13 protein-coding genes are annotated in these 18,888 nt (G+C 55.9%); 4 read left to right on the forward strand and 9 right to left on the reverse strand.

What is annotated here, in order from left to right; translation table 11 throughout:
* Nucleotides 1-210 precede the first annotated feature (210 nt).
* The gene (locus COO92_RS11355) at nucleotides 211-3,213 is read left to right on the forward strand and encodes a leucine--tRNA ligase (protein ID WP_101302175.1); all 3,003 of its coding nucleotides are present in this window, start codon (nucleotides 211-213) and stop codon (nucleotides 3,211-3,213) included.
* 59 nt (nucleotides 3,214-3,272) lie between these two features.
* Here the strand turns inward: COO92_RS11355 and COO92_RS11360 are convergent, their stop codons facing one another.
* Nucleotides 3,273-4,079: a substrate-binding periplasmic protein gene (locus COO92_RS11360; RefSeq protein WP_165792331.1), complete on the reverse strand. Its 807-nt coding sequence runs from the start codon at nucleotides 4,077-4,079 to the stop codon at nucleotides 3,273-3,275.
* A 168-nt stretch (nucleotides 4,080-4,247) separates the two neighbouring features.
* Between COO92_RS11360 and COO92_RS11365 the strand changes: the two genes are divergently transcribed.
* On the forward strand, nucleotides 4,248-5,537 hold the full coding sequence (locus COO92_RS11365; protein ID WP_101302178.1) for a nucleotide sugar dehydrogenase: 1,290 nt from the start codon (nucleotides 4,248-4,250) through the stop codon (nucleotides 5,535-5,537).
* Between the two features lie 23 nt (nucleotides 5,538-5,560).
* Here the strand turns inward: COO92_RS11365 and COO92_RS11370 are convergent, their stop codons facing one another.
* From COO92_RS11370 to COO92_RS11400, 7 genes are read right to left on the reverse strand one after another with little or no spacing between them, the layout of a single operon-like run.
* On the reverse strand, nucleotides 5,561-5,926 hold the full coding sequence (locus tag COO92_RS11370; RefSeq protein ID WP_101302179.1) for an MmcQ/YjbR family DNA-binding protein: 366 nt from the start codon (nucleotides 5,924-5,926) through the stop codon (nucleotides 5,561-5,563).
* Complete coding sequence (locus COO92_RS11375) at nucleotides 5,916-7,754, reverse strand: glycosyltransferase (protein ID WP_165792332.1); 1,839 nt, start codon at nucleotides 7,752-7,754, stop codon at nucleotides 5,916-5,918. The genes COO92_RS11370 and COO92_RS11375 overlap by 11 nt, the downstream gene beginning before the upstream one ends.
* Nucleotides 7,747-9,231: a hypothetical protein gene (locus COO92_RS11380; RefSeq protein ID WP_101302183.1), complete on the reverse strand. Its 1,485-nt coding sequence runs from the start codon at nucleotides 9,229-9,231 to the stop codon at nucleotides 7,747-7,749. Before COO92_RS11380 ends, COO92_RS11375 begins: the two co-directional genes overlap by 8 nt.
* Nucleotides 9,216-9,968 (reverse strand): hypothetical protein, encoded by a 753-nt coding sequence (locus COO92_RS11385; protein ID WP_101302185.1) that lies wholly within the window; start codon nucleotides 9,966-9,968, stop codon nucleotides 9,216-9,218. The genes COO92_RS11380 and COO92_RS11385 overlap by 16 nt, the downstream gene beginning before the upstream one ends.
* Nucleotides 9,965-11,119, reverse strand: coding sequence for a hypothetical protein (locus tag COO92_RS11390; RefSeq protein WP_101302187.1), 1,155 nt, complete (start codon nucleotides 11,117-11,119; stop codon nucleotides 9,965-9,967). The genes COO92_RS11385 and COO92_RS11390 overlap by 4 nt, the downstream gene beginning before the upstream one ends.
* Nucleotides 11,112-12,326 (reverse strand): glycosyltransferase family 4 protein, encoded by a 1,215-nt coding sequence (locus COO92_RS11395; protein WP_101302189.1) that lies wholly within the window; start codon nucleotides 12,324-12,326, stop codon nucleotides 11,112-11,114. The genes COO92_RS11390 and COO92_RS11395 overlap by 8 nt, the downstream gene beginning before the upstream one ends.
* Nucleotides 12,323-13,432: a glycosyltransferase family 4 protein gene (locus tag COO92_RS11400; RefSeq protein ID WP_165792333.1), complete on the reverse strand. Its 1,110-nt coding sequence runs from the start codon at nucleotides 13,430-13,432 to the stop codon at nucleotides 12,323-12,325. The genes COO92_RS11395 and COO92_RS11400 overlap by 4 nt, the downstream gene beginning before the upstream one ends.
* 146 nt (nucleotides 13,433-13,578) lie before the next feature.
* Here COO92_RS11400 and COO92_RS11405 point away from each other — a divergent pair, with 146 nt between their 5' ends.
* A complete protein-coding gene (locus COO92_RS11405; RefSeq protein ID WP_101302192.1) occupies nucleotides 13,579-15,063 on the forward strand; it encodes a WecB/TagA/CpsF family glycosyltransferase in 1,485 nt (494 codons plus the stop codon).
* Nucleotides 15,060-17,150, forward strand: coding sequence for a GumC family protein (locus COO92_RS11410; RefSeq protein WP_101302193.1), 2,091 nt, complete (start codon nucleotides 15,060-15,062; stop codon nucleotides 17,148-17,150). The genes COO92_RS11405 and COO92_RS11410 overlap by 4 nt, the downstream gene beginning before the upstream one ends.
* Before the next feature lie 309 nt (nucleotides 17,151-17,459).
* On the opposite strand, the gene COO92_RS11415 is transcribed toward COO92_RS11410, so the two are convergent.
* The gene (locus COO92_RS11415) at nucleotides 17,460-18,791 is read right to left on the reverse strand and encodes an O-antigen ligase family protein (RefSeq protein ID WP_133125061.1); all 1,332 of its coding nucleotides are present in this window, start codon (nucleotides 18,789-18,791) and stop codon (nucleotides 17,460-17,462) included.
* Between the last annotated feature and the right edge of the window lie 97 nt (nucleotides 18,792-18,888).

An 18,888-nucleotide genomic window follows, 5' to 3' on the forward strand; every position in this document is an offset into this window, starting at 1 on the left:
ATGTTGTATGGACCAGAACAGTCTGGGCCAAGGGGCAAATTGACAGTATTTGCGCCGATTTCATGTGATCTGATGTTGCACAGCGGCCAAAGCCCGCTTATGAACACAGGTTCAGATTTATATGTAACCCAATTTGGTATCGCAGGCGCGCTTTTATGATCCGCGCCCGAGGCCAACAAACGGGCCCCGATAGGCAGGAGTGGATACGGCGTGGCGAACTATCAGGACAGTGCGCGGGAATTTGAAAAGCGGTGGCAGGCGTATTGGCGCGAAAACGATACCTATCGCACCCCCAATCCGGGCGATGCCGATTTTGACGCGACCAAAAAGAAAAGCGTCATCCTTGATATGTTCCCCTATCCAAGCGGGGTGGGCCTGCATATCGGCCATCCGCTGGGCTATATCGCGACCGATGTGAAGGCGCGCTTTGAGCGCATGCGCGGTTATAATGTGCTTCATTCCATGGGCTTTGATGCCTTTGGCCTGCCGGCGGAACAATTCGCCATTCAAACCGGCCAGCACCCGCGCATCACCACCGAAGCCAACATCGAAAATATGCTGCGTCAGCTCCAGGTCATCGGGCTTGGTCATGATCCGCATCGTCGGTTTGCCTCGACCGACGTTGATTATTACAAATGGACGCAGTGGATTTTCCTGCAACTTTTCAACAGCTTCTATGACCCGACGATTGAATGGAAAGGCCCGCAAGGCCAGACCATTTCAGGCCGTGCCCGCCCGATTGCCGAGCTGCGCCCGCTTTTGGAATCCGGCGTCTGGTTGCTTGATGAGGATGGCGTGCCGCAGCCCAAAGCCGTAATTGGCGATGGGACCAAGGCCGAGGGATCGGAAATTGACCGGGCGATTGATCGTGGGCGTTTGGCCTATGTCGATGAGGTGCCGGTCAACTGGTGCCCGATGCTGGGCACGGTGCTGTCGAACGAGGAAGTCACCAACGATGGCAAATCCGAACGTGGTGATTATCCGGTCTATAAACGCCCGCTGAAACAGTGGATGTTGCGCATTACCGATTATGCCGACCGTCTGGTTGGCGATCTGGAAGGGCTTGATTGGCCCAACGGCGTTGTTGAAATGCAAAAGGGCTGGATCGGGCGTTCGGTTGGCGCACGCGTGAACTTCCCGGTCACCCGCACCGATGGCATCGAGGACAAAATCGCGGTCTATACCACCCGCCCCGATACCATCTTTGGCGCGACTTATATGGTACTCGCCCCGGAACATCCGTTGGTTGATAAACTGACGAGCGTGGATGCCAAGGATGCGGTTGCGGCATACCGTGAACAGGTCAAGCTGGCAGGGCCGGTGTCGTCCAAGGACGAAGCCAACCGCGAAAAAACCGGCGTGTTTATTGGCGCGCATGCCACCAACCCGGTCACCGGCGAAGACATCCCGGTGTGGATTGCCGATTACGTCCTGATGGGCTATGGCACGGGTGCGATCATGGCCGTACCCGCCGGTGATCAGCGCGATTTTGAATTTGCCCATAAGTTCGATCTGCCGATCAAGGCCACCACCAAGCCATCCGATGGCTGGCTGCGTACCAATGCGCCCGATGGCACGGATGATCTTGATAATGCGGCCTTGCTCGCCCTTTATGAAACCGCACCGGGTCAGTTTAAGGTCGCCCAGACCGATACCGGCGATACGATCAATTCGGCCAATGACGAAGTCTCGCTAAACGGGCTTTCGACCCCGGATGCCAAGGCGGCGATCATTGACTGGATGGAAGCCAAGAACATTGGCCGGGGCCGCGTACAGTATAAACTGCGCGACTGGCTGTTTTCGCGTCAACGTTACTGGGGCGAGCCTTTCCCGGTGCTGTTTGATGAAGAAACCGGACAGGTGCATGGGGTTGCCGAGGCGGCGTTGCCGGTTGTCTTGCCCGAAATGACCGATTTCAAACCGCAATCAAACGAAGACCCCAATTCTGAGCCAGAGCCACCTTTGGCACGTGCCAAGGACTGGATGGCGGTGACCGGGATTGTGTTGGCTGATGGTTCGGTTCTGCCGGTTGATGCGGCGGTTGGTTCGACCCATACCCATGACGGTGCGGACTATGAAGTGCGCGCGTTTAAACGCGATGCCAACTCTATGCCCAACTGGGCCGGGTCGTGCTGGTATTACCTGCGCTATTTCGATGCCAACAACACGGACGCCTTTGCATCCGATGCGGCTGCGGCCTATTGGGCCAACACCACCGATGATGCGGGCCATGCCAAGCCGGGGGCTGTTGACCTTTATGTTGGCGGGGCGGAGCACGCCGTGCTTCACCTGCTGTACTCACGTTTCTGGCATAAGGTTCTGTTTGACCTTGGCCATGTCGGCACGCCCGAGCCGTTCCAGAAACTGTTTAATCAGGGCATGATTACCGCCGATGCCTACACCGATGCGCGTGGTGTCTATGTTGATATTCACGACGTTGAAATGCGCGATGTCGATGGCAAAAAGGCACCGTTTAACGCCAAGACCAACGAGGCCCTGACGACCGTTCCGGGCAAGATGGGCAAGCGCTATAAAAACGGCATCCCGCCCGAAGAAATCTGCGACCAATATACGATTGATACCTTCCGGACCTATGAGATGTATATGGGGCCGCTCGATAGCTCCAAACCGTGGCAGTCCGATGCGATCATTGGCATGATGCGGTTCCTGTCCAACGTCTGGAAAGTGACCACCCAGATGGAACGCACCGACGCGGTGGATGGCAAGATCGAAACGATCCTGCATAAAACCATTGCCAAGGTGACCAAGGACGTTGCCGAACTTCGCCATAACACCGCCATTGCCGCCTTGATCGAACTGACCAATGCCCTGACCAAACAGGATGCGGTGCATGATGATCATGCCAAGGCACTGGCGTTGATGGTGGCCCCGTTTGCCCCGCATCTGGGCGAGGAGCTTATGAGCCGACTGGCCGCCGACGAGTTTGGCACCAAAAAATCGGTGATCAAGTTTGACTGGCCGGAATTTGATGCCGAAAAAGCCAAGGATGATGAATTCGAAGTGCCGGTTCAGATCAATGGCAAAAAACGTGCATCGGTGATGGTCGCCGCTGGCGCCGATCAGGCAACGGTCGAAGCCCTTGCCAAATCGGACGAAAACATCGCCCGCCATCTTGAAGGCAAGGAGATTGTGAAGGTGATCTACATCGCCAAGCCAACCCCGAAATTGCTCAATATCGTGGTCAAGGGGTAAGCCCCTTACTGTGATCGGTTTTCAAGCAGGGCGCGTTGATATGACGCGCCCTGTTTTGTTTACCGGGTCTTGTTGGAGCCGGAGGCAACACAGTCCTTGCGCTGGTTTTGCGCCGGGATGTCGCGTTCAAGAAGCGATAAGTCGGGCACAACGTCATCTCGCCCAAAAAGGGTCGCTAACGTTCCGTCGCACAGCATGTCATAGAGCGCCAGATTAAATGCCTTCTGGTTCTCAATGCCCTGTCGGTTGGCCTGAAACAGGGGGAATATATTTTCCGTTGTGACCGAGACATCCGCGATATCAATCACATCGGAAAGACCCAACTGCTCGCGCAGATGAAAGCCCGAGAACTTTTCAAGGATCGCGGCGTCAAGTCGGCCATTGGCAAGCATGCGCAAAAGCGATTGATCATTGGGGGCGCGTTCAAAATTAACCCCCGCAAGATTGGTGATGGCGGGGGGATAAGGATAGGCCGACAGGCCAACAGTGTGTCCGGCCAGATTGTCAGGATGTTGAAGGCTGTTCGCGGGAAAGTGGCCTGATTTATAGAAAATCAGGTTTTCGCGCAGGTAAAAGGGCACGGATGCCAGTGATACCGGTAGGGCGGTCAGCGACGGGAAGGCGCCCAAGGCATCATAATCGCCAGATACAAAGGCCTGAACCGCGCGGCGAGGGGGCGCAACGTCAATCACGATGTCCTTATCCGTGCGCTTGGCGATTTCCTGATACATCTCGATGAAAAATCCCTCGGTCGGGCCTTCGGCCATCAGCGGGATATAGGGCAGGACAATGCGCACCGGGGTACTGACCGGGGTACTGTCTGCGCGGGCACCGTGGATGCCGACGCCAAGGCAAAAAACAGCCATGAGAATGATGGAAGATAATTTTCGCATGAGCAACGTATTGATTTGCCAAAGATTTATTCTAACACATTTTTTTTTGATTCCTTAAAGCAGTTTGGGCTTTGCTCTTTTATTGACGGGTATGGCCAGTCTGGCTAGAAGTCAGTCAGACTTCATTTCAAGGGTTGAGCAATGAGCCACGGGCGCAAGATTTCTGTTATCGGTCTGGGCTATGTCGGGTTGCCGGTTGCGGTGGCTTTTGGCGCGGCCATCGGGCGCACTGTTGCCTTTGACATTAACAAGGCACGTATTGCGCAGCTTAAAGCTGGTCATGATGCCACCGGTGAAGTTGACGCGCATGAGTTGGCGGCAGCCGACCTGTTGCTCAGTGACGATCCGAAGGATCTGGCGAAGGCCGATTTCCACATCGTCACCGTGCCGACCCCGATTGACAGTTCCAACCGTCCCGATCTGTCCCCACTTCGTTCGGCCTCAAAAACCGTTGGCGCCATTCTTAAAAAGGGCGACATCGTTGTGTATGAAAGCACGGTTTACCCCGGTGCGACCGAAGAAGTCTGCGTGCCGATCCTTGAAAAGATGTCGGGGCTGAAGTCGGGCAGTGATTTTACGGTCGGCTATTCGCCCGAAAGGATCAATCCGGGCGACCGCGAACATCGCTTTACCACGATCACCAAGGTTGTCTCGGGCCAGGACAAGGCGACGCTTGATATTGTGGCTGATGTCTATGGCAGCGTTGTTATGGCAGGCATTCACAAGGCACCAACCATCAAGGCCGCCGAGGCGGCCAAGGTGATTGAAAATACCCAGCGTGATTTGAATATCGCGCTGATGAATGAATTGTCGCTGATCTTTGACCGGGCGGGGATTGATACCCGTGATGTACTTGAAGCAGCCGGGACCAAGTGGAACTTCCTGAAATTCACGCCGGGGCTGGTTGGCGGGCATTGCATCGGGGTTGATCCTTATTACCTGACCCATAAATCCGAAGAACTTGGCTATTACCCGCAGGTGGTTCTGGCCGGGCGTCGGGTGAATGATGGCATGGGCGAGGTTGTTGCCAATAAAGTCATCCGCGCGTTGCTGCGTAAAGGGGCAACCAAAAACCCGACCGTGACGGTGCTGGGCCTGACCTTTAAGGAAGATGTGCCAGACATCCGCAATACCCGCGTGATTGACATCATCCGATCACTGGAAGATGCCGGCATCACGGTTCAGGTCCATGACATGCATGCCGACAAGGCGGAAGTCGCGCATGAGTTTGATGGCTTGAACCTGTGTGGGGATGACGACCTTAAACCTGCCGATGCACTGGTGCTGGCGGTATCGCACAAGGAATATGTCGCCAAGGGCTGGCCGCTGGTGCAAAGCCTGTTGAAAGACGGCAAGGGATTTGTTGCTGATGTGCGTGCTGTTTTGCCGCGTGATGCGGTGCCGGCTGATATCGACCTTTGGCGTCTGTAGACCGATATAATCGGCCTGATTATTCATTTTTGGTGAAGAGTAAGCTCGCGCTGCAGTTTCTTGGTTAGTCCTTTGAAAACAATGCGGTGCGAACTTTCGATGTGACTTCTAAGGTCATCATCATCAAGCCCCGGTTCGTCAAAATGCTGAATCCATTTCATCCCACGCGACGCCAGATAGGGCGCCGGGCGCAAACCGGGTTGATCCTTTAGGACCTCGTATCCGATTTCGGACGTTTTAAACGTGATGCCCAGCGTATCGGTTTTGGTCCAGCCGCCGATGGCGAAAACCTTGCCGCCGACTTTCCAGACATCCGCACCACCCCATTGCACCACATGGGTTGTATGGGGCAGGGATTTGCAAAAATCGTTGAACTCGTCACGGGTCATTTTTGTCGGGTCCTTCTTTCGGGGCAGGTTCGATTTTACAGACTCTACCCATAACGCCGCAGATATCACGTGCAAAACGATCCATGGTGAAATCGGTTTGGCACATCAGGCGCGCGGCCTGTGCCATGGCATGTGTTTGGTCGGGGCTGTTGATGGCCTGCTTGATGGTGTGTGCTAATTTATCAGGGTCATCGGGCTGACATAAGCGCCCGGTTTCACCATCACGGACAAATTCGGGCAGGGTGGCGATGTTGCTGGTGATCACCGGTACACCGGCGGCCATGGCCTCCAGCACAGCAAGCGGCTGGGCTTCGTTGGGATAATTGCTGGGAAAGACAAACAGGTCGGTGGTTTCAAACAATCCCATGCGCTGATCCGCATTGACTGCCCCGTGATAGGTCGCGATGTGCGCAATCCCATGTTCGGACAGAAGGTGCTTGAGTTTCTGTGAGGTGATGTCGCCCGGCGCACCGGCAATGTCGAGTGTCACCGCAACACCGTCTTTGATCAGTCGTGCGGTTGCTTTGAGCAGGGTTTCTATGCCCTTGGCGCGGAACAGGTTAGAGAGATACAGCAGTCTGACCGGTTGGTGTGCCGTCCACTTTGTGGTGCCTTGGGGCGCAAAGGCGCGAGTGGGTAGGGCGTTTGGGATGATGACTTTGGTGCAGGGCAGGCTGTCAACTTCATCCATCAATCTTGAGCCGAGCACAATCGCGGTTTGATTGGCGAAAACCAACCGTTGCAGTCGGGCAACCCCTCGGTTTTGACGCATTGTCGCCAAGCCCCGCCCGTGCAGATGCAAGATCGCCGGAACGCCAAACAACTTGGCCAGCAGGACATAAAGACAATCGCGGTAAAAGGCGGCCCCGTTGGGCGCAAAGCAGATGTAAAATGCCTTGGCGCGGGGCAGGTGAAAGCCCAGTTTAACCAGAAGCCACAGGGCAATGGCGACTTTGCGCAGAGAGAATTTGGCAATGTCGCCAAGCTCTTTGCCAAATCGCATTTCAAGGACGGTTAAGTCCGTGCAACGCGCAAGTGCGTCAACCGCATGCAGGTTCATCGCTGCGGCACCATGCATCGGCGGGGGCAATTGCACCATGGCAATGCATTTTGGTTTAGCGACCCGTTCTGAAAATGGCAGAGCGGCGATTTTATCGCGATAGCGTGCCAGCACCTGATCATGGGTCTGGTGATAGATCTCTGGTTTGATTTGGGCAAAGAAGCGGTTTTGCGGGGCAAGGTTGCGGTCAACGATCTTGGCGCGCAACTGGATCATTTTTGCCCCGGCTGAGGTCACGGCCCGCAGATAAAAATCAAGATCAATGCAACAGGCAAGATCAGGATCATATCCACCGGCACGCTGCCAAACTGATTTATCAAACGCCAGTGTTGAATGGTGCAGCGGGTTGCTGCGATAAAGGCGTTTGGCGGAAATATGTCGATGGGGCATCGGCCAGAGCCAAGGTCGATCAGATGTGGCGCGGCCAAAGAGCAAGCAGTCAGGATTTGCGATAAGAAACGCTGTTTGCGCGGCCAGCCTATTGGGTCGGGAAAGGTCGTCGACATCCTGAATGGCGATCAGATCGGTTGGGGCGGCTTTGATGGCTATATTAAGTGCCGCACCCCGTCCAATTTTACCGGGCGTGATCAGGGTGAAACGCGGGTCTTGCGCAAGATATTCCGGCAATTGCACTGGATGTTTCGAGCCATCATCAACGATTACCGCAAAGTCTTGGTCGCGTGAGGTCGCGGCAAGGTTTTCAAAAAAACGATCACGAAAACAGTCGCCATCGCGGATGGTGGTGATGACGGTGATGGCATCAGACATCGTCGGTCCCCCAGCATATGCGCAATGTGGCGTGATCGGTGTGGGGCGCGACAACCCTGCGGGCCGAGCCTGCAGCAGTGAAATGGTTTGTCTCATCTATGACGAGGTTACGATCTTCATGGAATGAGATGCCCAAATCCGGGGCGTGAAGCTGCTGTTTTGTGGTCTGGACCAGTTTTACGTCGTGATGTACCAGCAGTCGAAGCAGATCGCATTTGGTGGCGATCTTGTCCGTGATGGTGATTTGGGTGTCTTCAAACGTGATGGTGCGTTCTCCTGAAACTCCGGCCAGTTTGAAATTAATTCGGACGGTGTTTTTGATTCTGGATGCTTTGCGAATTTGCGCGAAATACTTGCCGTCCGAGGTCGCCGGGAGCGGGATGGAGGCCGGGCCATACAGGCTAGTTGCATCTTCTTCGCCGCCGGTTGGCGCGAACAGCAAGGTCGTGGTGGTGCCTGAGCCAGTCAGGACAACCGGGCAGGGGGTAAGATCGAAACTGCGTTTGCCGCCAAGACACATCTGCGCCTGATAGGTGGCGTTTGAAAAGATTGCGATGGGTGTCGCTTTTAAGTTTGGTGCCGTTGGCTGAGGTCTTGGCTCTGTTGGGCTGGTCGCAATCTTCAAAAGCCAATAGCCGGCAAAGGCGAGATAATCATCATGGCGGTTATAGCTGTACCAGCCCGGTGTCGCCGGGTTGGCAGGACCCGGATCAGATGACAGGTCAGCGGGGAAAAGCAGGTTAAGCGGGATTGTTCCTGTCATCAAAGCAGCCGTTTCAAGCCGAAACAAGATGGCGTCGGCTTGGGTCTGAAATCCGTGTTTGGTAAGGGCGTATAGCGCACAGACTGCGCCAAAACTTTGCCCGGCCCCGCGCCCCAGAAGGTTTGCATAGCCATGATCCCCGGAGAGCTCGGCAATTAGCGCGGTTGCCTTGGCGGCAATGATGCGGTGGGCAGCCTCGGGGCTGTCACTCAGAAGGGCGGCGCAAAAGGCATGATATTGACCGGAAAAACAGGTCGGTCGATCCCAGAAAAGCGGGGCGCGCCAATAGCGCAGGCGGATGAAGGCCCAATGTAGCCAGTTGATGAGTTTCCGGTTTTTGCCGATGCTATTGATCATGCCAAGCACCTGCCAATTGGCAACGTCTGGCGATTGGGTGGGGGCGGTGCGCAGAATGGCGTTAAGACGTTTGTCACAAAGGCCCGATATTTTCCGGAGGCCATGCTCGATAAATTCGCGGTGGTAGCGCGGGGTTTGCTGTTCGGCTTCAAGGGCGGATAACGCGGCTTCGATCTGAGGGGCGTAAAGTGCTGGGTCCAGTTGCGCCCAAAGGGCGGCGGCGAAGGCGGGGGCGTAAAAACTGTGTTGCTCGAACGTGCCATCGGGTTGTTGGCGTTCGGCAAGCTGATCGGCAATCAGCCTTGCAAGACGGTGGCTGCGTTTGGCCATGCTGGTGCGTGTTACAGGAAGCGACATGTCACCCCCAGCGACAGGGTTTGACCCGTCAAAACAGTGTTGAGCGGCACCGCCTGAATTTCCGGACAGTGCCGCCCCAACCGTTCGCGCAATCGCCAGAGCATTTTTTGACCGCCGGGCATGTCCCACAACGCGCGGGCCAGTGGATCGGGAGCCGATAGAGTAAAAAACCGGTTAGCCCAACGCAGCCAGACGTGATCGACGGGGTTTATCGGCAACAACCGTGCATGGATAATCCAGTGATCACCGCGGTCACGCAAATACAGATACGGGGCAAAGCGACCCGCACCGTCAAACGTATCGAGCGTGATGATGATCTCACGGCCATCTGTGCCAACGAGGCGGACGTCGGGCGCCTGATTTAGTGGGAAAAGACGATACTTGTCAGTGTCGCGATGCTGGTAGGTTTTTCCGGCGATTACGCCGTGAGCAATGTCATGCTTGTCAAACACCATGCGCAAAACGGCGTCTTGTAACGGGGCGTCGTCAAATGCGGTGACTTGGGCGTGGGCGACAATCGATGTTTGATTGGTCTGGGTTGTTTGTAGAGTGGCCTGCCAGCGTCCTTGCGATAGGTGCCAAGTGCCATCGGTATGCGTGGCATTGCGCGGTGTATCGGTCAGGGTGGCGAAGGAATGGCGATCCGAAAATTCGATACCCCATTTGCCAAACGTGATGGCACCAAACTGGCCGGATATCAGACGGTGATTGCGGATATCTGTTTGAAGCTGGGTCATGATGGCACCACCCGCCGCAAGTATTTCAGCCCACTGACATAAAGTAGTGAAAGGACAAAAGCCAAACGGAGTTGCATCAAGATAAGGATATCGCTTGGTTCTGCCGGTGCCGGGAAGAGGGCCGCGCTTACGATCATGCCGCACAGGCACAGCCAGCCGACCCACATGGCAGAGGGGTGTTCCTGTAATATTAAAATCTGCCGACTGAGCAAAGCCAGCAGGATCGGCCAAAGCGCGCCAGTTTGAAGAAGGGGGATGAGCGCGTCGCTTGGTTTAGCATAGATCAGCGCGGCAACGCCATCGGGCCATATCCACAGGACCAAACTTGCCGCCGCCATTGGTACGATCAGCCAGACATCCCGAAGATGTCCGGGTTGCTGTTTGGCAAAGAGTGCACCGGAAATGGCGGCTAAAAATGCGGCACAGATCAGGAAAATGCGCTGGGCGAGAAACAGCGTGGTGTCGGAACCCAGCAAGACAAAATCGAGATTGGGTAAAACGCCAGCAAGCAGGGTAAAGCCGATCATGCCAAAGGCCGTGGGTCGGGATGGGGCGGTTATGCCCAGTGGTGCTGTTTGTTGATCCGTTGCGCGATTGAACACAAAAAGCGTGGCAGCGATAAAGCTTGTGATGGATATTGCCGGGGCAACGGCAAACAGCAAATCGGGGTTACTGGCATGTGCCGCCCATGCCGCCATTCCGATCCCTGCCATCTGGGCAATCAACGCAATTATACTGATCCGGGAAAATTCGGTGCGGGCGGAGATGATCCAGTCTGGTGACAAGGCTGCCGTGATGGGCATTATCAACAGCGGCCAGTACTGGGTCAGGGTATCGGTACCCGTTTCAACGGCGATCCAGAGGATGGCACCCAGGGCAATCATCGCCCGCAAGACAACACAGGCGATGGCCCACCTAAGTTTTCCGGCTTGCTGTAATCGGATCAAAAGCGGGCCGGTTCCAGCCTGTGCGGCGGTCACACCAAGCCCGACCATGGCCAGCATCGCGAAATAATCACCAAGCTGGTTGGCTGCAAACCCATGGCCAAGGATCAAAAGAATGATCATGCCGCCCGCGCGTGCGGTCAGATTGGCGGCAATCAGCCACAGCGGATACAAAAGCGGATAGAGGCTGTGCGCGATCCTATCCATGGCGGGTCAGCAGTGTGTCATAGGCCATCTCGACCCGGTTGCCATAACCGGTTTCAAGCATGTTTTTGATCTGGCTGCGAGCGGCTTGGGCGATGTTTCGTCGCATCGCGGGGGTGGTGATCAGGGCCGAGACGGCGGTGGCCAATGCCCCCGGATTGCGCGGCGGTACAATCAGGCCGCTTTGCTGGTTGATCACCGGGCTTCCGGCATCAAAGGTGGTGACGACGGCACAGCCTGCGGCCATGGCTTCAAGGGTTGCCAAACTGCTGCCTTCTGACAGGCTGGGAAAGACAAAAATATTCGCACCGAGCAAATGTTGGGCAACCTCGTCTGAGGACCGCCGCCCAAGCCAGTCACAGCCATCAGGAAGGTCTTTGACCAACGCCTGTGCGCAGGGCTGGACCGGACCAATAAGGGTCAAACTGATCCGCCCCCGAAACTCTGCGTGCAATGCCCGCCATGCGTCCAGCAACGCCGCGATGCCTTTGGCGATGGAAATATTGCCAACATACAGCAGCCGGACAGTCGCATCCGGTTGCGTAGGACGTTCCTGATTAACAAGCGTCTGACAAAGGGGCGACATAAAGGGGATATGAAAGATTTTATCGGGGGAGATGCCGCACTTCAAAAGCCCGTCGATGACTGCATCGGACGGGGCAAAAACCGCATCAGAAAAATGAGCCTCGGCAACCCGGCGACGTGCAAGAACCCCGGAAATCTCGCGATATGTGCGGCCATGAGCTTGATATTCAATGGCAAGCTGTTGCGCGCGGATCGGAGCCAGTTGGCCGGTGACATCGGAAATCGTGATCATACCGTTTTTTTTGGCACGCCGCATGGCAGGCAGACTGTAATTACCCTGGCCGTGCAGGATGGTTGCGCGCGGAAGATGTGATGCTGCCATCAGGGATAGGGGAATGTCGGAATACAGGTTATGAGCCGGCAGACGCAGTTTTCGCGCCGCTGTGCCCAAAAGATCGGGGATGAGATGCCGTCCGGGAATATCGGATAAAACCGGGTCAAGCTTACGGCCGGGCGGACGTATGATGCCTTGTCCGTCATGGCGCCAGAAACTATCCCATCGGGTCAGTCGGTTGTTTTGGGCCAGATGGGTGGCAAGAACGGCAAACTGATCGACCCGGCCGATCATCCAGATATCGGGGTCGGTGCGGCGGTGGCGTTGAACCGGTTTTGGGGCGTTTATCATGCCGCATCTCGCGACCGGCTTCGTGCGGCAAGGGCGGCCTGCCAGATCGAGCGTGCGTGATGGTCGGCTGTATTGGTGGCAATGCAGGCCGATTGTGTGGCGCGTATCTGATCCCATTTTCCCGGATTGGTGAGTAATTCCTCGCAGGCTGTAGCCCAATTTGAGGCGGTGTCGGGTGGAAGGATTTGCTCAGATGCCAACACATCCGGCGCACAGCCGACCGCGTCGCTGGCAAGGACGAGGGCACCACATGAAACCGCCTCGATCACGCCAACGCCGTAAGCATCATTGTGGCTGGAGAACAGGCATATTTTTGCCTGTGTCAGGAAACCGGGCAAGCGTTCTGGCGGTAATAGCGGGTGAGTGTCGGTGATGCCCGACAACCCGTATTCTGCGACCTTTCGTTTGACCTTTGAGATATTAAGCGCGCCGATAATTCCGATCTTTGTAATCGCCTTCCTGACTTTGAGCATCCGGGCTATTTGAAGGAATGTGTCAAAGCCCTTTGCGGTGGTCGTGCGCCCGCACCACAGAATGTCAAACCGGCGGTGGTTAAAATCAGGGGTGGCTTTTGGCGGGGCAAAGGATGTTGGGATCGAGCTAACCGTGATCTGGTCCGGGGGGACGCCAAATGTTTCAAACCAGTCTTTGCCACGGGAACTGGCGGCGATAAAACCGCTGGCTTGTTTGATCATATTTTGGCGCAGGGCCCGCCGAACCCTGTTGTCATAGGCGGCATCGGATCCCAGCCAGCCGTCAAACAACACAACGGTTGGTATGGCGCGCTTTTTGGCCCAGCGTTGCGCACGCCACATGGTCGGGCCAAAGCCCGACAGGATCAGAACATCCGGGGCGGTGCGGGCAAGTTCGCGCGTCAGGCCAAAGTTAAACGAAAGCCTGCGGTTTTCACCAAGCGGGATGCGAAGTGCCGACAGGGAACAGCAGCAAAAGGGGGCGCCTTGTCGCGCCCAAATGTGTTGGGTTTCGTCGAGGTCCGTAAAGATAACATGGGATGTTCCGCCAACCGATTTGGCATGTTCCGTGACAAGGCCAAAAGCCGCCCGACGGTAAGGGGGGACAAGGTTGGTCAGAAGCGCAATCTTCACCGAACTCTTTACCCCAAGATGCTGATGTTGCTGACAACTCAATCATAAGTTATTATCCATATCAATGATTTAAACGCAGAATTTGGGACAGGTTCGCGGTCCGGATAGAACGATAAAAACGCATCCGGGTGTCACAGGGGTGGTGAATGGTATTGGCGACGTCGGCGTTCTTTGGCCTCAAGCTTGACCTGCGCGCACAGGAAACACTGTGTGACGATATCTGTGACAGGTTGAAAAATCGGCCCCAAGACGGATGTTTTCGCCATCAATGCCTGAACGCGGTGAAATTGCCGCAGGCCCAAAAACATGCCGAACTTTACCATGCATTGCAGAACGCAGATTGCCTGTCGCCGGATGGTATGGGGATCGTTTGGGCGGCGCGTTTGATCGGAATTCCTGTTGGTCAGCGTGTCACGGGGATTGACCTTATGACGGCGTTGCTGCCGCGATTTGCGAAGTCTGGTGTGCGTGTTTTCCTGCTTGGGGCCAAGCCCGATGTTGTTGAAACCCTGCGCAACACACTCCCCATTTGGTATCCCGGGCTTGTGGTTGCCGGGGCTCATCACGGGTATGAGCCCGATGATGACAAGCTGGCGGAGGTGATCAGGCAAAGCGGTGCGGATGCGCTTTTTGTCGCCTTGCCCTCACCGCGCAAGGAATTGTTTGTCGATAGCATCGCGCCCCAAACAGGATGCCGTTTTGCCATGGGGGTTGGTGGTGCGTTTGATGTGTTGGCGGGTGAAGTGCACCGCGCGCCGGTGATCTGGCAAAAATGCGGGCTGGAATTTTTGTGGCGCATTTTGTGTCAGCCGCGCCTGATGATGCCGCGCTATGTGCGGGGATTGGCGGGGTTTGGTAAATTAATCGTTCCAGCCGTCCTTGGATATCATGCCGACAGGTTGCGTAAATGGGCGTGTGTGATGGTTATGGCATTGGCTGTTCTGGGCATGGCAATGAGTGGAATTGTTCAAAGCCCGACCGCATCCGCAGCCTCTTTGTCGGGATCAACCAGCCAAATTCCCGCCGCGCTTAATCAACAAGATACCCGGGCATGGATTGAGCAGCGATTATCAGAAATCACCACCACCGATGATCTTGATGCCATGATCAATGACATTCTGGGCATGCTGATCGGGCAGGATACAGATACGCAAGGGGCGACTGGGAAAACATTGGCAACGTCGGACTGGGATGCGGTTGATGAGGCGGTCAAGGCGCTTTTGGTGGTGTTTGAAACCGTTCTTAAAATGTCGGGCGCAAACAGCTTTTTGATCGAAGCGGTCATTGGCGGGGTGATCGGGCATTTGTTTGACATCCACCCCGAACCGGAACGGTTTGCCAGAATGGTGGACGCGACCAGTCCGGGTTTGAGTGCCCGGATGTTTGGCAACCGAAATACGATCCTGTTTGACAGTGAAATGGTTTCCCGGCCGAGAATGACCATCCAGCCCGGCACTGAGCCGGTTTCACGCCAAACCACCGCGCCTGATAGATTCAAATTCGCGCAGCCATCACTTTATTTCATTCGCCCGGTCAATCGTGGCTTTGCTGGGGAAACGTCATCCTGGGGGACTGCGGAGCGCGAAGAAAATATCTTTGATTTCGTCTCGGAGGATGCCAGTCCGCGATGACAGGAACCCCCAACACCCCAAATCAATATGCCCCACGATTTGACCCGTCGCTGGGCGATCTTGTTGCGATCATGTGGCAGCGTCGTGGTGTGACGCTGTTGGCGTTTGTCGTGATCCTTTTGAGCGGGCTGATTGCGGTGGGGCAATGGCAGCCAGAATACAGGTCGGTGGCCGAAGTTGGCCTTACCCGCCCGGTTGAGGTGCCGCAACCAGGTGCGATCCAAGCACAACCGTCGCGAACAGGACAGGTAACGGCACAGGAAATCGAAACCCTGATTGCTGAAATGAAAAGTCAGGATGTTTTATCCGCCGCCCTTGCGGTTTTGCGCGGTGATGACGTCTGGAACGCGGGGCAATCGCCATCCAAAACCTCCGAAACCACAATGATTGATACGCTTCGCGCCGGGCTTGAGGCCAACCGTATTGGTAATGCGGCGGTGCTTGAGGTCAGTTATCACAGCATATCCCCCGATCTTGGCCAGACTGTTTTACAGACAATTATTGAAAGCCATGTCTGGTGGCGTGAAGGACGGCAAAAACAATATCTGCGCCACCGGGCACAGGAGGTCGAGGCACAATATCGAACAGCACAGGCCGAACTTGCCAAACGCGAAGAAACTCTGACCAGCTGGCAACGTGATGCCGGGGTTCTTGATGAGCAAGAAAGCAAAATGATGCTGGCGCGCATCTATGCACTGGATGAGCAGGCCGAAGAAATCGGGCATGAATTAATCGCCGCCCGTGTCGCACGCGATCATGGTGCGGATTTGCAAAAACTGTCCGACCTTCTGGCGATGCCAGACGTGGCAGGCAATCCGATCGTCAGCCAGTTGGCGGCACGGTTTGATGAGTTGCGCTCCGAATATGTCACACTGGATCAACGCTACGGCCCAAAACACCCGGTCATGCAAAGCAAAAGCCGCGAACTTGATGACCTTCGTTCCGAGCTGTTTACCGCTGCGCGCAGTGCGGCGGACCGGGTTGTACAGCAACTTGATCTTAAGGTGGCGGGGGCATCGGGAAAGTTAAAACTTGTCACACAACAGCGCGATCAATGGCAGGGCCGCATGACAGACCGCCATGACAGGATGCAGGGACAGGCGGCCTTGCTGCGTGCGGTGGAAATGGCCCGTGCAGATGTTCTGGAGTTGGGGCAAAAATCGCAAAGCCTGCAGCGTGATTTGGCGGCGTTTCGCGGGGATGTTGAAATCCTGCGTCCGGCGACGGCTGCGACAACCGCCGAGTTTCCCAGTAAGCGCGACCTTGTGCTGATGGTGGTGTTCATTGCGATGTTCGGGTCTGTCATTGCTGCTTTGCTGCGTCATTATTTCGATCAGACCATTGATGACGGTTTTGACGCCGAAACCACGCTTGGCATCCATCTTTTTGCCCGCATACCCGATATGGAAGGCCCGGATGGCGGGCATGAAGCCATCGGGCATCTGGCGGTTTTAATGCGCATATTGCATCAGGAAAAAGCAACACCCGCCGAACACGCGAAAACAGCACAACTCATTGCGATGGGATCGGCCGTCACCGGGGAGGGCAAAAGCCATATTGCAAGATCGCTTGCCGATGTTTTGGGCGGGTTTGGGGCGCGGGTGTTGCTGATCAATGCCGATCTTCATGATCCGGGGCCGCTTGAAACCGTTGGGGATGGCGGGCGGGATCTGACGGCTGTGTTATCGGGCGATTGTATGCTTGAGGATGCAATTATCAGCGGACAAGATGGGCGTTATGATCAACTTGGTGCGGCCTTTGCCGTGCCGGGAAATATGGCCTCCCGTTTGATTGAAACACGGTTCCCCGATGTAATCGCAAATCTGCGTCAGACCTATGATCATATCATCATTGATACGCCGCCGATCCTTTCGGTTGCCGATGCGATCGTTGCCTTCAGGCAGGCCGATGTCGGGCTGTTTGCCGTGCGATGCGGATATAGCAAACGGCGCGACATTGCCGATGCGATCAATCAGTTGCGCGCCGTTGGGGTGCGGCCAAACGGGGTGGTGATGAATGGCGTGCGCCCACGGGCGGCCTATGGGGCTGTGCCATCCTCAATCGCCCCGGCGGAGCGTATGTCATGACGATAAACGGGGGTGCATGGTCGGTGGCGCGGGGCTGTTTGTTGTGTCTGGCGTTGATGCTTGTTGGCGGCGGGGCGGTGCGGGTTCATCAGGAAGTCGGGGCAGGTGCATCGGTTGAAAACCTGCGAGACGGTTTTCGCAACGCCAACGGCTTTGGCGCGCAAGCCGATATCACGTCATTGCGCGGGACCATGCTTTCCGGGGATCGTGCGCGGATCGTGGAACAGGTATCCGCACAGATGAAAGGTGCTCCGTTTGATCCGGTCTTGATGGCACTTGATGCCCGGATCGGGGCGAAAGACCTTCGGGCTATGGCCACACAGCTTGATCGCGCGTACCAGATTGCGCCGCAAAACCAGATGGTCCGTGCCCTTCGCGATGGCGCCTTGCACCAACTTGAGAACAGCCCGCCCAGACAAGCCCGATGGGCAAAATAAGGGCGGGCAAGGTGATGATCCAGTCGACCGACGCACTTAGAACAAAGATGGTTGTGATGGTCCCAAACAGCGCCTTTTGCGGTGGGGTGCCCAACCCGCGCCAGATTTTAAAACCGGCAAAAAGGGTGGCCAAAACCAAACAGGCCATCATCGGCAAACCAAGCGTGATCGCCCCGTCGAGCCAGATGTTATGGCTGCTAAACCAGTTGGCGTTGGCGTTAAGCCCCGGTGTTGCGAAATGACCCAGAACAAGCGCGATACTGCCCGGACCATAACCCGTGATCGGACGGGCCATGACGGCATAAACCCCGCTTGCCCACGCATCATCGCGCTGGATCAAATCGAGCCGGGAAAGATCGGCAAAGCGCGGTCCGATTTCCGGGAAGGCAAAGATCACAAGAAGGGCACATGCCCCGACCCATCCCGACGTGATCAAAATACCAGAAACAATGCGCCATCGCGTCAAGGCAACATTGGACGCCAAAACGTAAATCCAGCCAAAGACAATGATGCTGACAAGCGCGATGGCGACCCCGCTGCGCGAATGGCTTTGCAAAAGGGCCACGCCGCAAATTACCGCGATGGCAAGCCAGCCGCCTTTTTGATCGATGCGTTTGGCCGCCGAGAATCCGGGCGTGCGGGCAAAGCAATAAAGACTGGCAAGAAGGCCAAAGATCATCACTGTGGCAAAGGCATTGCGGTTGGCAAAGCTGCCGGTCCAGTCGCCAATATGGGCGGTTTTGGTAAACCAGAATGTCGTTTGCCATCCCGCGATCTGATCCAGTGCAGCAAGCCCGACCTGAAGGGTGGCGGCACATGCCGTCGTGATGCAGACCTGTTTGATAAAGCTGTGGGGGTCTTTGTGCGCAAGCAAGGATGCCAGCGTCAGGGTGGCGATAAACCACAGGATATCGGCCACTGTGCTGTGCCATGCGGTGGGGAAAAGGGCGATGTGATCGGCGTTAAACGGGGCGGCTTGCATGGGCCAGATCGGCAGGGATTGCACAATCATCCAGCCCGCGACCAAACCCGCTATCAACCAGATGACGCGCAGATAACGTGGAATATGGATCGGCATCTTCGCGCACAATGCCAAGATGCCAATCCCGGTCAGAACCGACAAAATTCCCATCGCCCATGGCCGTGCACCGCCCAGCAACAGCGGGGCCAGAATGATTTGGGCCAAAAGACAAAATTGTGCCACCCGAAAGACCACTGGAAACACCATGCTGCGTCAATATGGTTTGGGAACAAGGACCTAAGCGTATCGGAAAAAATCCAGCCTGTCGCTTTTGCTGATC

Source organism: Thalassospira lohafexi (assembly GCF_002844275.1).
Lineage (GTDB): Bacteria > Pseudomonadota > Alphaproteobacteria > Rhodospirillales > Thalassospiraceae > Thalassospira > Thalassospira lohafexi.

Excerpts from the sequence above, each read along its gene's own strand:
- COO92_RS11360 (WP_165792331.1), bottom strand. The coding sequence starts at position 4,079 with ATGGCTGTTTTTTGCCTTGGCGTCGGCATCCACGGTGCCCGCGCAGAC.
- COO92_RS11365 (WP_101302178.1), top strand. The coding sequence starts at position 4,248 with ATGAGCCACGGGCGCAAGATTTCTGTTATCGGTCTGGGCTATGTCGGG.
- COO92_RS11370 (WP_101302179.1), bottom strand. The coding sequence starts at position 5,926 with ATGACCCGTGACGAGTTCAACGATTTTTGCAAATCCCTGCCCCATACA.
- COO92_RS11375 (WP_165792332.1), bottom strand. The coding sequence starts at position 7,754 with ATGTCTGATGCCATCACCGTCATCACCACCATCCGCGATGGCGACTGT.
- COO92_RS11380 (WP_101302183.1), bottom strand. The coding sequence starts at position 9,231 with ATGTCGCTTCCTGTAACACGCACCAGCATGGCCAAACGCAGCCACCGT.
- COO92_RS11385 (WP_101302185.1), bottom strand. The coding sequence starts at position 9,968 with ATGACCCAGCTTCAAACAGATATCCGCAATCACCGTCTGATATCCGGC.
- COO92_RS11390 (WP_101302187.1), bottom strand. The coding sequence starts at position 11,119 with ATGGATAGGATCGCGCACAGCCTCTATCCGCTTTTGTATCCGCTGTGG.
- COO92_RS11395 (WP_101302189.1), bottom strand. The coding sequence starts at position 12,326 with ATGATAAACGCCCCAAAACCGGTTCAACGCCACCGCCGCACCGACCCC.
- COO92_RS11405 (WP_101302192.1), top strand. The coding sequence starts at position 13,579 with ATGGTATTGGCGACGTCGGCGTTCTTTGGCCTCAAGCTTGACCTGCGC.
- COO92_RS11410 (WP_101302193.1), top strand. The coding sequence starts at position 15,060 with ATGACAGGAACCCCCAACACCCCAAATCAATATGCCCCACGATTTGAC.